15 protein-coding genes are annotated in these 13,479 nt (G+C 59.7%); 8 read left to right on the forward strand and 7 right to left on the reverse strand.

Features of this window, described 5'->3' with window-relative positions:
* Nucleotides 1-4 precede the first annotated feature (4 nt).
* From trpD to O8B93_RS18155, 4 genes are all read right to left on the reverse strand, one after another.
* A complete protein-coding gene (gene trpD, locus O8B93_RS18140) occupies nt 5-1,033 on the reverse strand; it encodes an anthranilate phosphoribosyltransferase (protein ID WP_269711325.1) in 1,029 nt (342 codons plus the stop codon).
* A 14-nt stretch (nt 1,034-1,047) separates the two neighbouring features.
* A complete protein-coding gene (locus O8B93_RS18145; protein ID WP_269711326.1) occupies nt 1,048-2,940 on the reverse strand; it encodes a peptidylprolyl isomerase in 1,893 nt (630 codons plus the stop codon).
* A gap of 407 nt (nt 2,941-3,347) precedes the next feature.
* Nucleotides 3,348-3,482 carry a hypothetical protein gene (locus O8B93_RS18150; protein WP_256387174.1) on the reverse strand — a complete coding sequence of 45 codons (135 nt, stop codon included), beginning with the start codon at nt 3,480-3,482 and terminating at the stop codon, nt 3,348-3,350.
* A gap of 41 nt (nt 3,483-3,523) precedes the next feature.
* Nucleotides 3,524-3,703, reverse strand: coding sequence for a hypothetical protein (locus O8B93_RS18155; protein WP_003503030.1), 180 nt, complete (start codon nt 3,701-3,703; stop codon nt 3,524-3,526).
* Between the two features lie 438 nt (nt 3,704-4,141).
* On the opposite strand from O8B93_RS18155, the gene coaD reads away from it, so the two are divergent.
* The 8 genes from coaD to O8B93_RS18195 all read left to right on the forward strand — a co-directional run bounded on the left by coaD (nt 4,142) and on the right by O8B93_RS18195 (nt 10,341).
* Nucleotides 4,142-4,636 carry a pantetheine-phosphate adenylyltransferase gene (coaD, locus tag O8B93_RS18160; RefSeq protein WP_269711424.1) on the forward strand — a complete coding sequence of 165 codons (495 nt, stop codon included), beginning with the start codon at nt 4,142-4,144 and terminating at the stop codon, nt 4,634-4,636.
* A 28-nt stretch (nt 4,637-4,664) separates the two neighbouring features.
* On the forward strand, nt 4,665-5,234 hold the full coding sequence (locus O8B93_RS18165) for a peptidylprolyl isomerase (RefSeq protein WP_269711329.1): 570 nt from the start codon (nt 4,665-4,667) through the stop codon (nt 5,232-5,234).
* Nucleotides 5,235-5,270: 36 nt separating this feature from the next.
* Entirely contained in the window at nt 5,271-5,780 is a 510-nt protein-coding gene (locus tag O8B93_RS18170; protein ID WP_269711330.1) for a peptidylprolyl isomerase, read from the forward strand.
* A 249-nt stretch (nt 5,781-6,029) separates the two neighbouring features.
* Complete coding sequence (gene queA / locus O8B93_RS18175) at nt 6,030-7,112, forward strand: tRNA preQ1(34) S-adenosylmethionine ribosyltransferase-isomerase QueA (RefSeq protein ID WP_269711331.1); 1,083 nt, start codon at nt 6,030-6,032, stop codon at nt 7,110-7,112.
* Nucleotides 7,112-8,242: a tRNA guanosine(34) transglycosylase Tgt gene (gene tgt / locus O8B93_RS18180; RefSeq protein WP_269711332.1), complete on the forward strand. Its 1,131-nt coding sequence runs from the start codon at nt 7,112-7,114 to the stop codon at nt 8,240-8,242. Before queA ends, tgt begins: the two co-directional genes overlap by 1 nt.
* Before the next feature lie 170 nt (nt 8,243-8,412).
* Entirely contained in the window at nt 8,413-9,585 is a 1,173-nt protein-coding gene (locus O8B93_RS18185) for an aminodeoxychorismate synthase component I (protein WP_269711333.1), read from the forward strand.
* A 79-nt stretch (nt 9,586-9,664) separates the two neighbouring features.
* Entirely contained in the window at nt 9,665-9,919 is a 255-nt protein-coding gene (locus O8B93_RS18190) for a type II toxin-antitoxin system Phd/YefM family antitoxin (RefSeq protein WP_269711334.1), read from the forward strand.
* Nucleotides 9,916-10,341: a hypothetical protein gene (locus O8B93_RS18195; RefSeq protein ID WP_269711335.1), complete on the forward strand. Its 426-nt coding sequence runs from the start codon at nt 9,916-9,918 to the stop codon at nt 10,339-10,341. Before O8B93_RS18190 ends, O8B93_RS18195 begins: the two co-directional genes overlap by 4 nt.
* 34 nt (nt 10,342-10,375) lie before the next feature.
* Here O8B93_RS18195 and O8B93_RS18200 read toward each other — a convergent pair whose 3' ends face one another.
* The 3 genes from O8B93_RS18200 to O8B93_RS18210 are packed head-to-tail and all read right to left on the reverse strand — an operon-like array spanning nt 10,376 to nt 13,429.
* Entirely contained in the window at nt 10,376-11,653 is a 1,278-nt protein-coding gene (locus O8B93_RS18200) for a type III PLP-dependent enzyme (protein ID WP_269711336.1), read from the reverse strand.
* Nucleotides 11,637-13,169 carry an AMP-binding protein gene (locus O8B93_RS18205; RefSeq protein WP_269711337.1) on the reverse strand — a complete coding sequence of 511 codons (1,533 nt, stop codon included), beginning with the start codon at nt 13,167-13,169 and terminating at the stop codon, nt 11,637-11,639. The genes O8B93_RS18200 and O8B93_RS18205 overlap by 17 nt, the downstream gene beginning before the upstream one ends.
* A complete protein-coding gene (locus O8B93_RS18210) occupies nt 13,166-13,429 on the reverse strand; it encodes an acyl carrier protein (protein ID WP_269711339.1) in 264 nt (87 codons plus the stop codon). Before O8B93_RS18210 ends, O8B93_RS18205 begins: the two co-directional genes overlap by 4 nt.
* Between the last annotated feature and the right edge of the window lie 50 nt (nt 13,430-13,479).

Raw genomic sequence — 13,479 nt, forward strand, 5'->3', positions numbered from 1 at the left:
GCTCTCATTCCTGCCCTGAATTGGCCTCGTTGGATACGACGACGAGACGGTCGAGTGCTGCGGCGGCCTTGCCGCTGTCGAGTGCGTCGCTGGCGATCGTCATCGCCTCTGTGAGCGTCTCCGCCTTGCCGGCAATGACCAGCGCCGCAGCAGCGTTGCACAGCGATATGTCACGATAGGCGTTGCGCTTGCCGGAGAGAACCTCGCGCAGCGCCGCTGCGTTGGCAATGCCATCGCCGCCCTTGAGGTCGTTCATCTGTGCCGGCTCGACACCGAAATCCTTCGGCGTCAGGTCGAAGGTGCGGATCTTGCCGTCTTCCAGCGCGGCCACATGGGTGACGCCCGTGGTGGTGACTTCATCCATGCCATCGCCGTGCACGACCCAGATGCTTTCCGAGCCGAGATCGCGCAGCACTTCGGCAAGCGGCACCAGCCAGCGTGGCGAAAAGACGCCGAGCAATTGCCGTTTTGCGCCGGCGGGGTTGGAGAGCGGGCCGAGCAGGTTGAAGATGGTCCTTGTGCCGAGTTCGACCCGGCTCGGGCCGACATGGCGCATGGCGGAATGGTGCATCTGCGCGAACATGAAACCGAGGCCGGCCTCTGCGATGCAGCGGGCGATGAGATCGGGGCCGATATCGAGCCTCACGCCGAGCGCGGACAGCGCATCCGCCGTGCCGGATTTGGAGCTCAGCGCCCGGTTGCCGTGCTTGGCGACCGGCAGGCCCGTGCCGGCGGTGATGATCGAGGCCAGCGTCGAGATGTTGTAGGTGCCGATGCCATCGCCGCCGGTTCCGACGATATCGATGGCATTGGCGGGGGCCGAAACCGGCAGCATGCGGGCACGCATGGAAGAAACCGCGCCGACGATTTCGTCGACCGTTTCGCCGCGCACACGCAGCGCCATCAGGAAACCGCCGATCTGCGACGGGGTGGCTTCGCCCGACATCAGAATATCGAAAGCCGTGCGCGCATCTTCGCGGTTCAGGCTTTCTCCGTTCGCGACCTTGGCGATCAGCGGCTTCAGTTCGGCCATGTCTCGCCCCCCGGTTAGAAACCGACCATCGCCTGATCGGCGAGGGCCTGGTTGATCGTCACACCATAATCATTCTGCAGACGGTTGACCATCTGATCCAGCATGTCGTCGCCAGCGGCGCGGGCAATGGCGGCGAACTGCTGGTCGTCATTGGCAAGCGCATCGGCAGGTGCATTGGCGTCAACCGAGGTGACCTTGAAGAGGATACGGCTGGAACCGTCGGCATCGGCCGCGGTGCCGACAACGCCTTCGGCGCCCGAGAAGACGGCGGCGATGGTCTGGCGGCCAAAGATCGCGTCCTCGCTGGTGCGGCGCAGGCCGGATTTCTGCTCGACGGCAAGGCTCAGCTCACCGGCGACGGCTTCCAGCGTTTCGCCCTTCTCAACGCGGGCTTTCAGCTCGTCGGCCTTGGCGGCAAGCGCGGTGCGCTGCTGCTCTGCCGTCCAGTCGGCCACGACGTCATCGCGGACTTCGGCAAGCGTGCGGTCGCGGGCGGGGATGATCTGCTCGACGTCGAACCAGATATACCCTTCACGGCCGAGATTGATCGGCAGGGCGTCGGTGCTGGGTTCGGTCTTGAACACTTCCTGCGCCAGCTGCGGCGAGGGCAGGCCCTCAATCGCATCGCCCTTTTCATTGAGGCCGGCGGCATCGATGGCGTCAATGGTGACGGGCTTCAGGTTGAGCTGCTTGGCGGCATCGGCGAGCGAAGAACCACCGGCGCGCAGATCCTCGTAGCGATCATGCACATTGGTGATTTCTTCCGCGGCGGCGGCAGTGGCGAGGTCCTTGCGGATATCTTCCTTCGCTTCATCAAGCGTGCGGGTGGTTTCCGGCTTGATGCCGGTGACGCGCAGGAGGATCGGGCCGAAGGAGCCCTCAACCACCGGCGATACGCCGCCATCCTTCTGGATGGCGAAGGCGGCATCGGCAATCGACTGGTCGGGGATGGTATCCTTGGTGAATTCACCGAGGGTGACATCGGAGGCGGTCTTGCCCTGATCCTTCACCACCTGGTCATAGGTGGTGTTGCCGAGCCTGATCTGCTCGGCGGCAGCGGCGGCCATTTCCTTGTCCGGGAAGGTCAGCTGCTCCACGGTGCGGCGGCCGGCGGTGCGGAAGCTGTCCTTGTGGCTGTTATAATAATCGGCGATCTGCGCGTCCGTTACGGAAGCGGGCTCGGCGATATCGGACGGTTCCAGCTTCACATAGGTGAACTTTCGGAATTCCGGCGCGCGGTACTTCGACTTGTTGGTTTCGAACCAGGGCGTGAGCACGTCGTCGCCCGGTGCCTTCACCGGCGGGATGACGGCGTTGGAGAGAATGACGTAATCGACGGCGCGCTGTTCGTTGCGATACTGCTTCAGCGCATCCACCAGCACCTGCGGTGCGGCAAAACCGTCGGAGACAGCTTCGACGATCTGGCTGCGGACGGCAACCTTGCTGCGTTCCTTGATATAGTCGTCTTCACGGAAGCCGGAATTGCGCAGGCGCTCGCTGAAGAGATTACGGTCGAACTGGCCGTTGACCGACTTGAAGGCCGGGTCCTCGGCGATGAGGTTGGCGAGGCGGTTTTCCGAAAGGCCGAGATTCATCTTCGAGGCCAGTTCGTCAAGCGCCGCACCGGCCGCAAGCTGGCTGAACACCTGACGGTCGATGCCGAAGGCCTTGGCCTGCTCGGTCGTCAGCCTTGTACCGAACTGGCGGCTGAGATCGGAAACCTGGCGCTGATACGCAAGGCGGAATTCCTGCGGGCTGACCGTCTGGTCACCCACCGTCATGACGGCGTGGGAATTGGCGGTGACAAGCGATGCGGAGACGCCCCAGACGCCAAACGAAACAACAAGCAGGAGAAGCAGCAACTTGGCTGCCATGGTTCGAGAAGCATTTCTCAGGGAATCGAGCATCGTTATGCAAACCTCACAGGAACGTCGTCGCGGTTGCCGGCTGTGCGGCCCGCAACGTATCGGCGTTCCTTAAATCAATCCAAACGGAAATTGAAGGGAATTTGCCTTGGAAAAACGGGGTTTTGAAAACGGTTGTGTGATTGGGGGCGTCGAAATGGAGGTGCTGGATGTATATCGGCTGCCTCTACGCCCTCATTCCTGTGCTTGTCACAGGAAGCCAGCCAGCCCAAGTCCTTGGGCTGAAAGGACTCTCTCCGCCGCGCAGACGCGCGTCGGCTGGATTCCTGTGACAAGCACAGGAATGAGGGGTGGGTATCGCTGAGGAATTGGCAAAACAAAACCGCCCGGACATTCCAGGCGGCTGAAAAGAATCATTCCTGCAACGGCCTGAAGCCGGTCTGCCGCGCTCAGAACGCGCGGTCGCGCCGGATCATCGCCTTGAATTCCTCGTCTTCCCGTCGCATCTCGGCGACGACGGAGATCATTGACGTCACGAACATTACGCTGATCAGGGCCAGAAGCATCGTCAGAAATGTGAACATGATATCGTCTCCGGGAGTTTTGAGGAAATTCTCCCCGTTACTCAGTAATAATTCATATACTGGTAACGGGCGGTCAGCTGCGGGTAGTCCGGTCCCTGGGTTTCAGGCTTCTGCTCATAAAGGCTAAACGTCGTTGCTACCATTGCGATAACCAGTACTGTCCAGGCGGTGCTGATGACGCTGATTTTCGCCGAAGTAGACTGTTTTTCTCTTACAAACATCTGTCCGTTCCTTTGGTTTTTTATTAACGCACCATGTCTCGACATGTTCCGCGTTAACCGTAAAAATCGATTAGCATCGCCCCGGTGAAACTTCCTTGAATGGCTCGTTCATCTGGCGTTCAGAAATCTGGCGAGGAGCGTCATTCGAGAAAAAGATACTCAGCTGCGAATGATGCGATGACCGAAAGGACGATCATGAAGGCCAGCATTTTCAATTCTCCGGATGCTTAACGGGTGAGGGGCGTTTCGGTTTCCCGATGCTGTGCATTTAAACAAAATAGCTCTGAAACCGCCCTGAACGGTCCATTCATCGCGGGTTCACGGCACGGCCACGGTTATGCTGCACGGTTATAAAGTCTTGCGCCGCGTGGCTCTCCATGACAAAAGGCGGGCACATGAATGCCCAGCATCGAAGCGCGCCCACCATCTGAGAGCGATATGACGATTGCCTTTTATCCAGGATCATTCGATCCGATGACCAACGGACATCTGGATGTGCTTATCCAGGCGCTGAATGTGGCGTCGAAAGTCATCGTTGCCGTCGGTATCCATCCCGGAAAAGCGCCGCTGTTCAGCTTCGATGAGCGGGCGGCCCTGATAAAACAGGCGCTGACCGAGCAGCTGCCAGATGCAGCGGCGCGCATGGAAGTGGTCTCCTTCGACAATCTCGTCGTCGATGCCGCCCGCCAGCATGGTGCGCATCTTTTGCTGCGCGGCCTGCGCGATGGCACCGATCTCGATTATGAAATGCAGATGGCCGGCATGAACCGCCAGATGGCGCCTGATATTCAGACCGTGTTCCTGCCCGCTGGCACCTCGTCGCGACCCATTACAGCCACATTGGTCCGGCAGATCGCCGCCATGGGCGGCAATGTCGACGCCTTCGTGCCGAAAGCCGTGCTTGAAGCCCTTAACGCCAAGCTGAAGCGCTGACTTCAGCCTTACATTTGGAGCCAATCCGATGAAACTCGTTCGATTTGCCTTTGCCGGCGCCCTGTTTGCCGGCGCGCTTGCCGCCAGCACCATCGCTTCGGCTGCCGAACTCCTAACCATACAGCTGAAGGACGGCCCTGTTGTCATCGAGCTTGCGCCCGATGTTGCGCCGAAGCACGTGGCGCAGATCGAAGCGCTGGCGAAAAAGGGCGCTTATGACAATGTGGCTTTCCACCGCGTCATTGATGGTTTCATGGCGCAGACCGGCGACGTGCAGTACGGCAACATGGAGAAGGGTTTTAACGCCCAGCGCGCCGGAACCGGTGGTTCCGATATGGCCGATATCCCGGCCGAATTCTCCAAGAAGCCGTTCACGCGCGGCGTGGTCGGCATGGCGCGCTCCAGCGATCCGAATTCTGCCAACTCGCAATTCTTCATCATGTTTGCCGACGGTCCGTTCCTGAACGGTCAATATACCGTGGTCGGCAAGGTCGTGTCCGGCATGGAAGCCGTGGACAAGATCAAGCGCGGGCAGGGCAGCAACGGCGAAGTTTCCAACCCCGACCGGATGATCAAGGTCACCGTCGGCAAGAAGTAAGGTAGGGCAATAGAGCCCGAACAGAGGAGAATAATCATGGCCGAGATCAAGGATCCGGAAAACACCATCATCATGGAAACGACGACCGGCAAGGTCGTGATCCAGCTGCTTCCGGAAGTTGCGCCGGGCCACGTCGCCCGCATCAAGGAACTGGTATCGGAAGGCGCTTATGATGGCGTTGTTTTCCACCGCGTCATCGAAGACTTCATGGCCCAGACCGGTGACGTGAAGTTCGGCAAGAAGGGTTCGGAAAGCTTCAACCCGGCCCGCGCCGGCATGGGCGGTTCTGAAAAGGAAGACCTGAAGGCTGAATTTTCCGCCATTCCGCATGTGCGCGGCACCTGCTCCATGGCCCGTTCGCAGAACCCGAACTCCGCCAACTCTCAGTTCTTCATCTGCTTCACGGATTCCCCGTGGCTCAACAAGCAGTACACCGTTTGGGGCCAGGTCATCGAGGGCATGGAAGCCATCGACAAGGTCAAGCGCGGCGAGCCGGTGAAGGATCCCGATTCGATCGTTTCCATCAAGCTTGCTTCAGCGGCTTGAGAATAGCGTTTAAAGTGTTTACCCGCTCCGCAGGAAACTGCGGGGCGTTTCACATTGATGACAAGGGTGCCAACCTCTCAGACGTCATCCTCGGGCTTGTCCCGAGGATCTAACGATCCACAACGTCAACGTGGTTAGATCCTCGGGACAAGCCCGAGGATGACGTCGAGTGTAGAGGCACCCTGTCATCGCCTTCCACCCGCCCCACGCAATGCAGGGCGGGTTTTGATATTTTCGAGAGCCCTTGCAATGCGTGTAGACCTGTTCGATTTCGATCTGCCCGAGGAGAATATCGCCCTTCGCCCGGCGAACCCGCGCGATAGCGCGCGCCTGCTGGTGGTCGATCCGAATGAAAATCGCATGGAGGACCATCGCGTCTTCGACCTGCCGTCCTTCCTGAGGCCCGGCGATGCGCTTGTCTTCAACGATACCCGCGTTATCCCCGCCCAGCTGGAAGGCGTTCGCTTGCGCGAAGGGGCACCGGAGACAGCGGTTTCGGCCACGCTGCACATGCGCACCGACCAGTCGCGCTGGAAGGCATTCGCCCGTCCCGGCAAGCGCATCAAGGAAGGCGATCGCATCCGTTTCGGTTACGAGCGCGACAATGCTTGCGGCCTTGCCCATCTGGAAGCCACCGTCGAGGAAAAGGGCGGGGATGGCGAGATCACGCTGCTCTTCGACGTGTCCGGCCCGGTGCTGGATGAGGCGATTGCCTCGGTCGGCCATATTCCGCTGCCGCCATATATCGCCGCCAAGCGGCCGGAAGATGCGCAGGACCAAACCGACTACCAGACCATTTACGCCCGAGAGAAGGGCGCTGTCGCTGCCCCCACCGCCGGGCTGCATTTCACGCCTGATCTGTTTGCGGCACTCGACAAGGCCGGCATCGAGCGGCATTTCGTGACGCTTCACGTTGGGGCAGGCACTTTCCTTCCGGTGAAGTCCGACGATACCGACGATCACAAGATGCATTTCGAGATCGGCCATGTTTCGCAGGAAACCGCTGACCGGCTGAATGCGGTGAAGGCGCGCGGCGGGCGCATTATCTGCGTCGGCACCACGTCGCTGCGACTGATCGAAAGTGCGGCCGACGAGAATGGTGTTATCCACCCGTGGTCCGATGCCACCGGCATCTTCATCACGCCCGGATATCGTTTCCGCGCGGTCGATATGCTGATGACCAATTTCCACCTGCCGAAATCCACGCTGTTCATGCTGGTTTCGGCTTTCTGCGGTCTCGAAACGATGCGTGACGCTTACAGGCGCGCGATCGAAACCGGATACCGTTTCTATTCCTATGGCGATTCCAGCCTGTTGTTCCGGAAAAACTGATGCACGACAAATTCACCTTCACCCTGAAAGCCACGAGCGGTGGCGCGCGCCTCGGCGAGGTCGCCATGCCGCGCGGCGTCATCCGCACGCCCGCCTTCATGCCCGTCGGCACTGTTGGCACCGTCAAGGCCATGTATCTCGATCAGGTGCGCGAGCTGGGGGCCGATATCATTCTCGGCAATACCTATCACCTGATGCTGCGGCCCGGCCCGGAACGTGTTGCCCGTCTTGGCGGTCTGCATGAGCTGATCCGCTGGCCGCATCCGATCCTCACCGACAGCGGCGGTTTTCAGGTCATGTCGCTTTCCGGTCTGCGCAAGCTCGACGAGAAGGGCGTGACCTTCAAGAGCCATGTGGACGGTTCGCTGCACCATATGTCGCCGGAACGCTCGATCGAAATTCAGGGCATGCTCGATTCGGATATCCAGATGCAGCTCGACGAGTGCATCGCGCTGCCGGCCGAGCGCAAGGAAATCGAGCGCGCCATGGAAATGTCGCTGCGCTGGGCCGAGCGCTGCCGCGTCGCCTTTGGCGAACAGCCCGGCAAGGCCATGTTCGGCATCGTGCAGGGCGGCGACCAGCCGGACCTGCGCATTCGTTCCGCCGAAGGGCTGAAAGAGCTCGATCTCAAGGGTTATGCCGTTGGCGGCCTTGCCGTCGGCGAGCCGCAGGATGTGATGCTCGGCATGCTCGATATCACCCTGCCGGTGCTGCCCACCGAAAAGCCGCGTTACCTGATGGGCGTCGGCACGCCTGACGATATCCTGAAATCGGTGGCGCGCGGTATCGACATGTTCGACTGCGTGATGCCGACCCGCTCCGGCCGTCACGGGCTTGCCTTTACCCGTCGTGGCAGGGTCAACATCCGCAACGCCCGCCATGCCGAAGACATGCGCCCGCTCGACGAGCAGTCCAACTGCCCGGCCTCGCGCGATTATTCCCGCGCCTATCTGCACCATCTCACCCGCTCCAACGAGGCGCTGGGCGGCATGCTGCTCTCCTGGCACAATCTTGCCTATTATCAGGAGCTGATGCAGGGTATCCGCAAGTCGATCGAGGAAGGCCGTTTCGCCGATTTTTATGCGGAAACCATCGAAATGTGGGCGCGGGGCGATATAGACCCGGTTTAGTGGGGCGCGACGTGTCTACACACTCGACGTCATCCTCGGCCTTGTGCCGAGGATCTGCCGAGGTAGCTAAAATCAACGGGCGGCAGATCCTCGGGACAGGCCCGAGGATGACGACGGAAAAGTCTCTCCGCCATTCTGAAATCCCGAACTTACACTCTACGGATTTTTCCTTGGCACATGCGCCTTACGTTCTTTTCCGGGATGACACAACCGGCACGGTGACAGCCTTCACCGAGCCGGAAGAGATCATCGTCGCGGATGAGCCGGAAGCATTTTTCGCCGCGCTTCAACGCATGGAAGAGTTGCGGCACGCCGGGAAATATCTCGCCGGCTATATGTCCTACGAGGCTGGTTTCCTGTTCGAGCCAAAACTCGCACCCTTTGCGGCGGAGCCCCGCAATGTACCATTTCTGAATTTCGGCGTCTTCTCCTGCCCGCAGCCGGATGAGGGTCGCTTTGCGCGGCCTGACGCGGTGCCGGATGCGGACGCGTTTCTCACTGACCCGGTAGCAGCATGGACACTTCCCGAATATCGGCAGCGTTTCGAGCAGCTGCACGAGCATCTGCGTCGGGGTGATTGTTACCAGGGCAATCTGACCATGCCCGTTCATGCCCGCTGGAATGGCGATCCGCTCACCGCCTTCTGGTCGCTGATCGAACGCCAGCCGGTGAAATACGGCGCGCTGGTCGATCTTGGTGGCCCGGTCATCCTGTCACGTTCGCCGGAACTGTTTTTCTCGGTCGATGGCGAAGGTTTCATCGAAACCCATCCGATGAAGGGAACCACGCCGCGGGGGGCAGATGCGGAAGAGGACCGGGCGATCATCGCGGCGATGCTTGCCGACGAAAAGACGCTCGCCGAAAACCGCATGATCGTTGATCTCCTGCGCAACGACATTTCCCGCATCACCGAAGTCGGCAGCCTCGATGTGCCGCGCCTCTTCGATATCGAGACCTATCCGACCGTGCATCAGATGGTCAGCCATGTCAGGGCGAAGCTTCTGCCCGAGGTGACCGTGGAGGACATCTTTTCGGCGCTGTTTCCCTGCGGCTCGGTTACCGGCGCGCCAAAAATGTGGGCGATGAAAATCCTGCGTGAACTGGAAGCGTCGTCACGAGACGCCTATTGTGGCGCGATTGGCTTCATATCTCCAGGCGGTGATATGCGCTTTTCGGTGGCGATCCGCACGATGACGCTGTTCGATGACCGCCGTGCGGTCTTTAACGTCGGCGGCGGCATCGTGTTCGATTCCGTGGCGGAGGCGGAATATGATGAGTGTCTGCTGAAATCGAAATTCGCGGTGGGTGACAGGTTGCTGCGGCAAATACCGGGGTCTGAATAAAATCATGCGATCGTAGAAATCTCTACGCTTGAAAAAAATACGTAAAATACGTATTTTGCGTAAAAAGGAGACTGCGGTTATGGCGCAAACGATAAGAGTTCCAGCAACCGAGTTCGCGCGTAAATTTACGACGTTCCGGGAACAGGTGCAGTCGGCAGGCGTGATTGAAGTCACTGCCCATAGTCGCACGATTGGCGCGTTCCTCTCCGCTACGGAACTCGATCATTATCGGGAAATGCAGAGACGCGAACGTGAAGTCATCAAAGTGAACGAGATGGATGAGGACACGATGGCGTCGATCATGAACGCCGAATACGGCAAAGCATCCGAGTGAGTTATCCGACGCCGGTTCCGGGCCTCATAGTTCGATATAATTATCTGTGGCATAAGGAAAAAAGCGAAGGCCTGACTGTTGGTCGCAAGGACAGGCCCTGTGCCATCATTGTGCATCACTCCAGCTCCAATGATACGATCGTTGTACCGATCACGCATTCTCCGCCCGATTTGGGCGAGGAAGACTCATCCATCGAAATTCCGGCTGAACTCTGTCTTCAACTGGGGTTGGATGATGAGGCCAATTGGGTCCGGGTGAGCGAGGTCAATCGATTCGAATGGCCCGGCATTCACTTGAGGACGCTTCCCTCGGACCCCAGCCGATATGACTATGGTATGATCCCCCAGGCGTTCTTCGAGCGGATCAAAAGCAAACTTCTTGATACGATGAAGAAAGGGCGCGTGGCACAAGCAAAGCGCTGAGTGGCTGTCATCGAAAAGAAGTCGTCGCGTGCACTCAGCGCCCGATCACCTCAAACGCCCCATCCTCCACCAGCACTTCCTTCGCGGCCGCATGGCTGAGAAAGTCCACGGGGCTGGCGCTTGCACCATAGGCTCCCGATTGCAGGATAGCGAGGAGATCGCCGGCCTTCAGCTTCGGCAGGGCCGCATTGCGGGCGAGAGTGTCGAGCGGCGTGCAGAGCGGGCCGACGATGGTTACCGTCTCGTCATAGCCCGCCTGCATCATGGCCGGCGCGACGATGGGGTAATTGCGTTTGATGATCTGGCCCAGATTGCCGGAGGCCGCCAGATGGTGGTGCATGCCGCCATCCGTTACCACGAAGGTAGTGCCGCGCGAGGTTTTTACCGAATTGACTTCCGCCACATAGAGCCCGCTTGGGCCGGCGAGGAAGCGGCCGGGTTCGACGATGATATGGGCATCGGCGATCAGCGGGTGCTCTTTAAGAAGCGCCCTGAGATCGGGAATGGCAGCGGCCACCTTGGCGAGATCGAGTGGTGTTTCCCCGGCGAAATAGGGGATGCCGAGGCCGCCGCCGAGATCGATGGTTTCGAGCGGCTTGCCGAGCATGTCGGCCATGCGCGCTGCAAGGGAAATGCCATGTCGCCATTGGGAGACAAGCATGTCAGCATCGAGAATCTGCGTGCCGCCGTAAATATGGATGCCGACGAGATTGATATGCCTGGTGTCCGCAAAGAGCTTGAGGACGTTTTCCAGTTCCTCCTCGTCGAACCCGAAGGCCGTGGCCTTGCCGCCCATGCGCATGGCACCCGCCTGTGCATCCGGCACCGGGTTGACGCGGATCGACGCTTTCAACGGTCTTCCGATAGCCTCGATACGGGCGATTTCCTCGGCGCTCTCGATGTGGATTTCGCCGATACCGCCCTCGATCACCTCGCGCAATTCGGCCATGCTTTTGCCGGGGCCGGCGAAGATGATGTTATCAGGCGCGACACCGGCCTTCACGGCAGCGCGATATTCACCAACGGAGGCGATTTCAGCGCCGGCGCCCTCTTTGCGGAAAAGCGAGATGATGGCGGGCAGGGGATTGGCCTTCACCGAATAATAGACATCTGCAAAACCATCGAGTGTGGTTGCGAGATCGCGATAAGCGCGGCGCATGGCGCTGTTATCATAAAGAAAACACGGGGTCCCGGCTTCTGCAACGATATCACGCACCGCAAGTCCGCCGATCATGAGATCGTTTTCGCGGATATCGAATAACTCGGCGGCGAGGGCCGGGCCGTGGTTCTGGGATTTATCCGTGGGCGCCATTGTCCGTCCGTTCACGCACCAGCGCGCGGTAGTCCACCTTGCCATTGGCGGTGATCGGCAGCCGCTCGACCAGTTCTATGGCGCGCGGGATCATGAAGGGGGCGAGCATTTCGGCGGCCTTCTTCAGCGCCGCCGTTACATCGATATTCTGATTGGCGGCCGTTGCCACGGCATGGACCTTTTCGCCGGCAAAGGGGTCCGGCAGGCCGATGACGGCCACTTGCTGGAAAAGCCCCGTCGACATCAGGCTTTCCTCGACTTCCGTCGGACTGATGCGATAGCCCGAGGATTTGATCATCGCATCATTGCGGGCAACGAAGCTGAAGAAACCGTCCTCATCTTCCACCGCCAGATCACCGGAATAACAGACGGTTTCGCCGCCCAGCGCCGCTGGAATGAAAGGATGAGGGCGCAGTACTTTTGCCGTGTCTTCCGGCCGGTTCCAGTAACCGAGAGAGACGGTCGGGCCACGATGCACGAGAATGCCTGACTCGCCCGGTTTTGCCCTCTGTCCCTTTTCGGTGACGATGAAGATTTCACATTCCGGAATGGCCTTGCCGATGGAGGTCGGGCGGCGGGCGATTTCATCAGGTGGCAGGAAAGTGGAGCGAAAGGCCTCGGTCAGGCCGTACATCAGGTAGATTTTCGTGTCCGGCAGCTTTTCGCGCAGTGCCTTCACGGTTTCCTGCGGCACACGCCCGCCGGAATTGGTGATGTAGCGCAGATGCGGCAACGGCGTTTTTGCGAGCAAAGGGGCTGCCCGCGTCAGGATCGCCCAGATTGTCGGCACGCCGGCAAGGCCGGTGATGGCCTGGTCGCGCAGGTCGCGGACGATCTCGTCGCCCAGCCGGAAGGTGGAGATAATAGTGGTCGCGCCCTGTTCCACCGCCGTCAGCAGCTGGTTGAGGCCATAGTCGAAGCTGAAGGGCAGGAGGGAGAGAATGCGGTCCCTGCCGGTAATATCGAGATAGGTACGCACGATGCGCGCGCCGGCCAGAAGATTGCGGTGCGACAGCATCACGCCCTTGGGCGAGCCGGTGGAGCCGGATGTATAAAGGATGGCCGCAAGGTCTTCGCCGATTGCCGCCGAAGGGCGGGCGGGCGCGCTTTTGCGTGCCGCGATCTCTTCCACGCGCAGGATTGTAACATCGGGAAGATCACCCAGCGCCGCCTTCAGCTCATCCATCATCGCCGCGTTGCTGATGACGACCTTCGCGCCGCAATCACTGACGATATGACGAATCTGCTGCGCTTTCAGCAGCGCGTTCACCGGCACAAAAACGCCGCATGCCATGCTGACACCGAAGATCGACCAGCATTCCTCAATGCCGCGCGGCAGGTAGATGACGATGCGATCGCCGCGCTCTGCGCCTGCTTCCTGCAATGCTGCTGCACAATGTGCTGCGGCCTCCGCGAATTCGCGATAATTCAGCGATTGTTCCTTGTGAACAAGCGCCTGATCCTCGCTTGCTGCGCGGGCAGCCAGAAGATGGTGCAGCAGGAAATGCGGTGTCATCTCCTCCGTTCCCTGAGGACAAAGGTGATGAGATCGGCGGGCGTGCCGAGATTGTCAGGGTTAAAATGCTCGTCATTCAGAATGATGCCGAAACTTTCGCCGAGGAAGACCATCAGTTCCAGAAAGCCGAGCGAATCGATCACGCCGCCTTCGAGAAGCTCGGTGTCGGCGGAGAAAGGCGCATAGGCGGGAAAACGGTCAGCAAGGTAGGAATAAATGGTGTCGGCAACGTCGATTTCATTTTCTTTCGCTACGAGCATGCTTGTTCTCCAATTCCCCGTTTGATCCCCATGGACCCGCACCGGAATGA

Origin of the sequence: Martinezella rhizogenes (genome assembly GCF_027460065.1) — a bacterium.
GTDB lineage: Bacteria > Pseudomonadota > Alphaproteobacteria > Rhizobiales > Rhizobiaceae > Agrobacterium > Agrobacterium rhizogenes_C.

Excerpts from the sequence above, each read along its gene's own strand:
- trpD (WP_269711325.1), bottom strand. The coding sequence starts at position 1,033 with ATGGCCGAACTGAAGCCGCTGATCGCCAAGGTCGCGAACGGAGAAAGC.
- O8B93_RS18145 (WP_269711326.1), bottom strand. The coding sequence starts at position 2,940 with ATGCTCGATTCCCTGAGAAATGCTTCTCGAACCATGGCAGCCAAGTTG.
- O8B93_RS18150 (WP_256387174.1), bottom strand. The coding sequence starts at position 3,482 with ATGTTCACATTTCTGACGATGCTTCTGGCCCTGATCAGCGTAATGTTC.
- O8B93_RS18155 (WP_003503030.1), bottom strand. The coding sequence starts at position 3,703 with ATGTTTGTAAGAGAAAAACAGTCTACTTCGGCGAAAATCAGCGTCATC.
- coaD (WP_269711424.1), top strand. The coding sequence starts at position 4,142 with ATGACGATTGCCTTTTATCCAGGATCATTCGATCCGATGACCAACGGA.
- O8B93_RS18165 (WP_269711329.1), top strand. The coding sequence starts at position 4,665 with ATGAAACTCGTTCGATTTGCCTTTGCCGGCGCCCTGTTTGCCGGCGCG.
- O8B93_RS18170 (WP_269711330.1), top strand. The coding sequence starts at position 5,271 with ATGGCCGAGATCAAGGATCCGGAAAACACCATCATCATGGAAACGACG.
- queA (WP_269711331.1), top strand. The coding sequence starts at position 6,030 with ATGCGTGTAGACCTGTTCGATTTCGATCTGCCCGAGGAGAATATCGCC.
- tgt (WP_269711332.1), top strand. The coding sequence starts at position 7,112 with ATGCACGACAAATTCACCTTCACCCTGAAAGCCACGAGCGGTGGCGCG.
- O8B93_RS18190 (WP_269711334.1), top strand. The coding sequence starts at position 9,665 with ATGGCGCAAACGATAAGAGTTCCAGCAACCGAGTTCGCGCGTAAATTT.
- O8B93_RS18200 (WP_269711336.1), bottom strand. The coding sequence starts at position 11,653 with ATGGCGCCCACGGATAAATCCCAGAACCACGGCCCGGCCCTCGCCGCC.
- O8B93_RS18205 (WP_269711337.1), bottom strand. The coding sequence starts at position 13,169 with ATGACACCGCATTTCCTGCTGCACCATCTTCTGGCTGCCCGCGCAGCA.
- O8B93_RS18210 (WP_269711339.1), bottom strand. The coding sequence starts at position 13,429 with ATGCTCGTAGCGAAAGAAAATGAAATCGACGTTGCCGACACCATTTAT.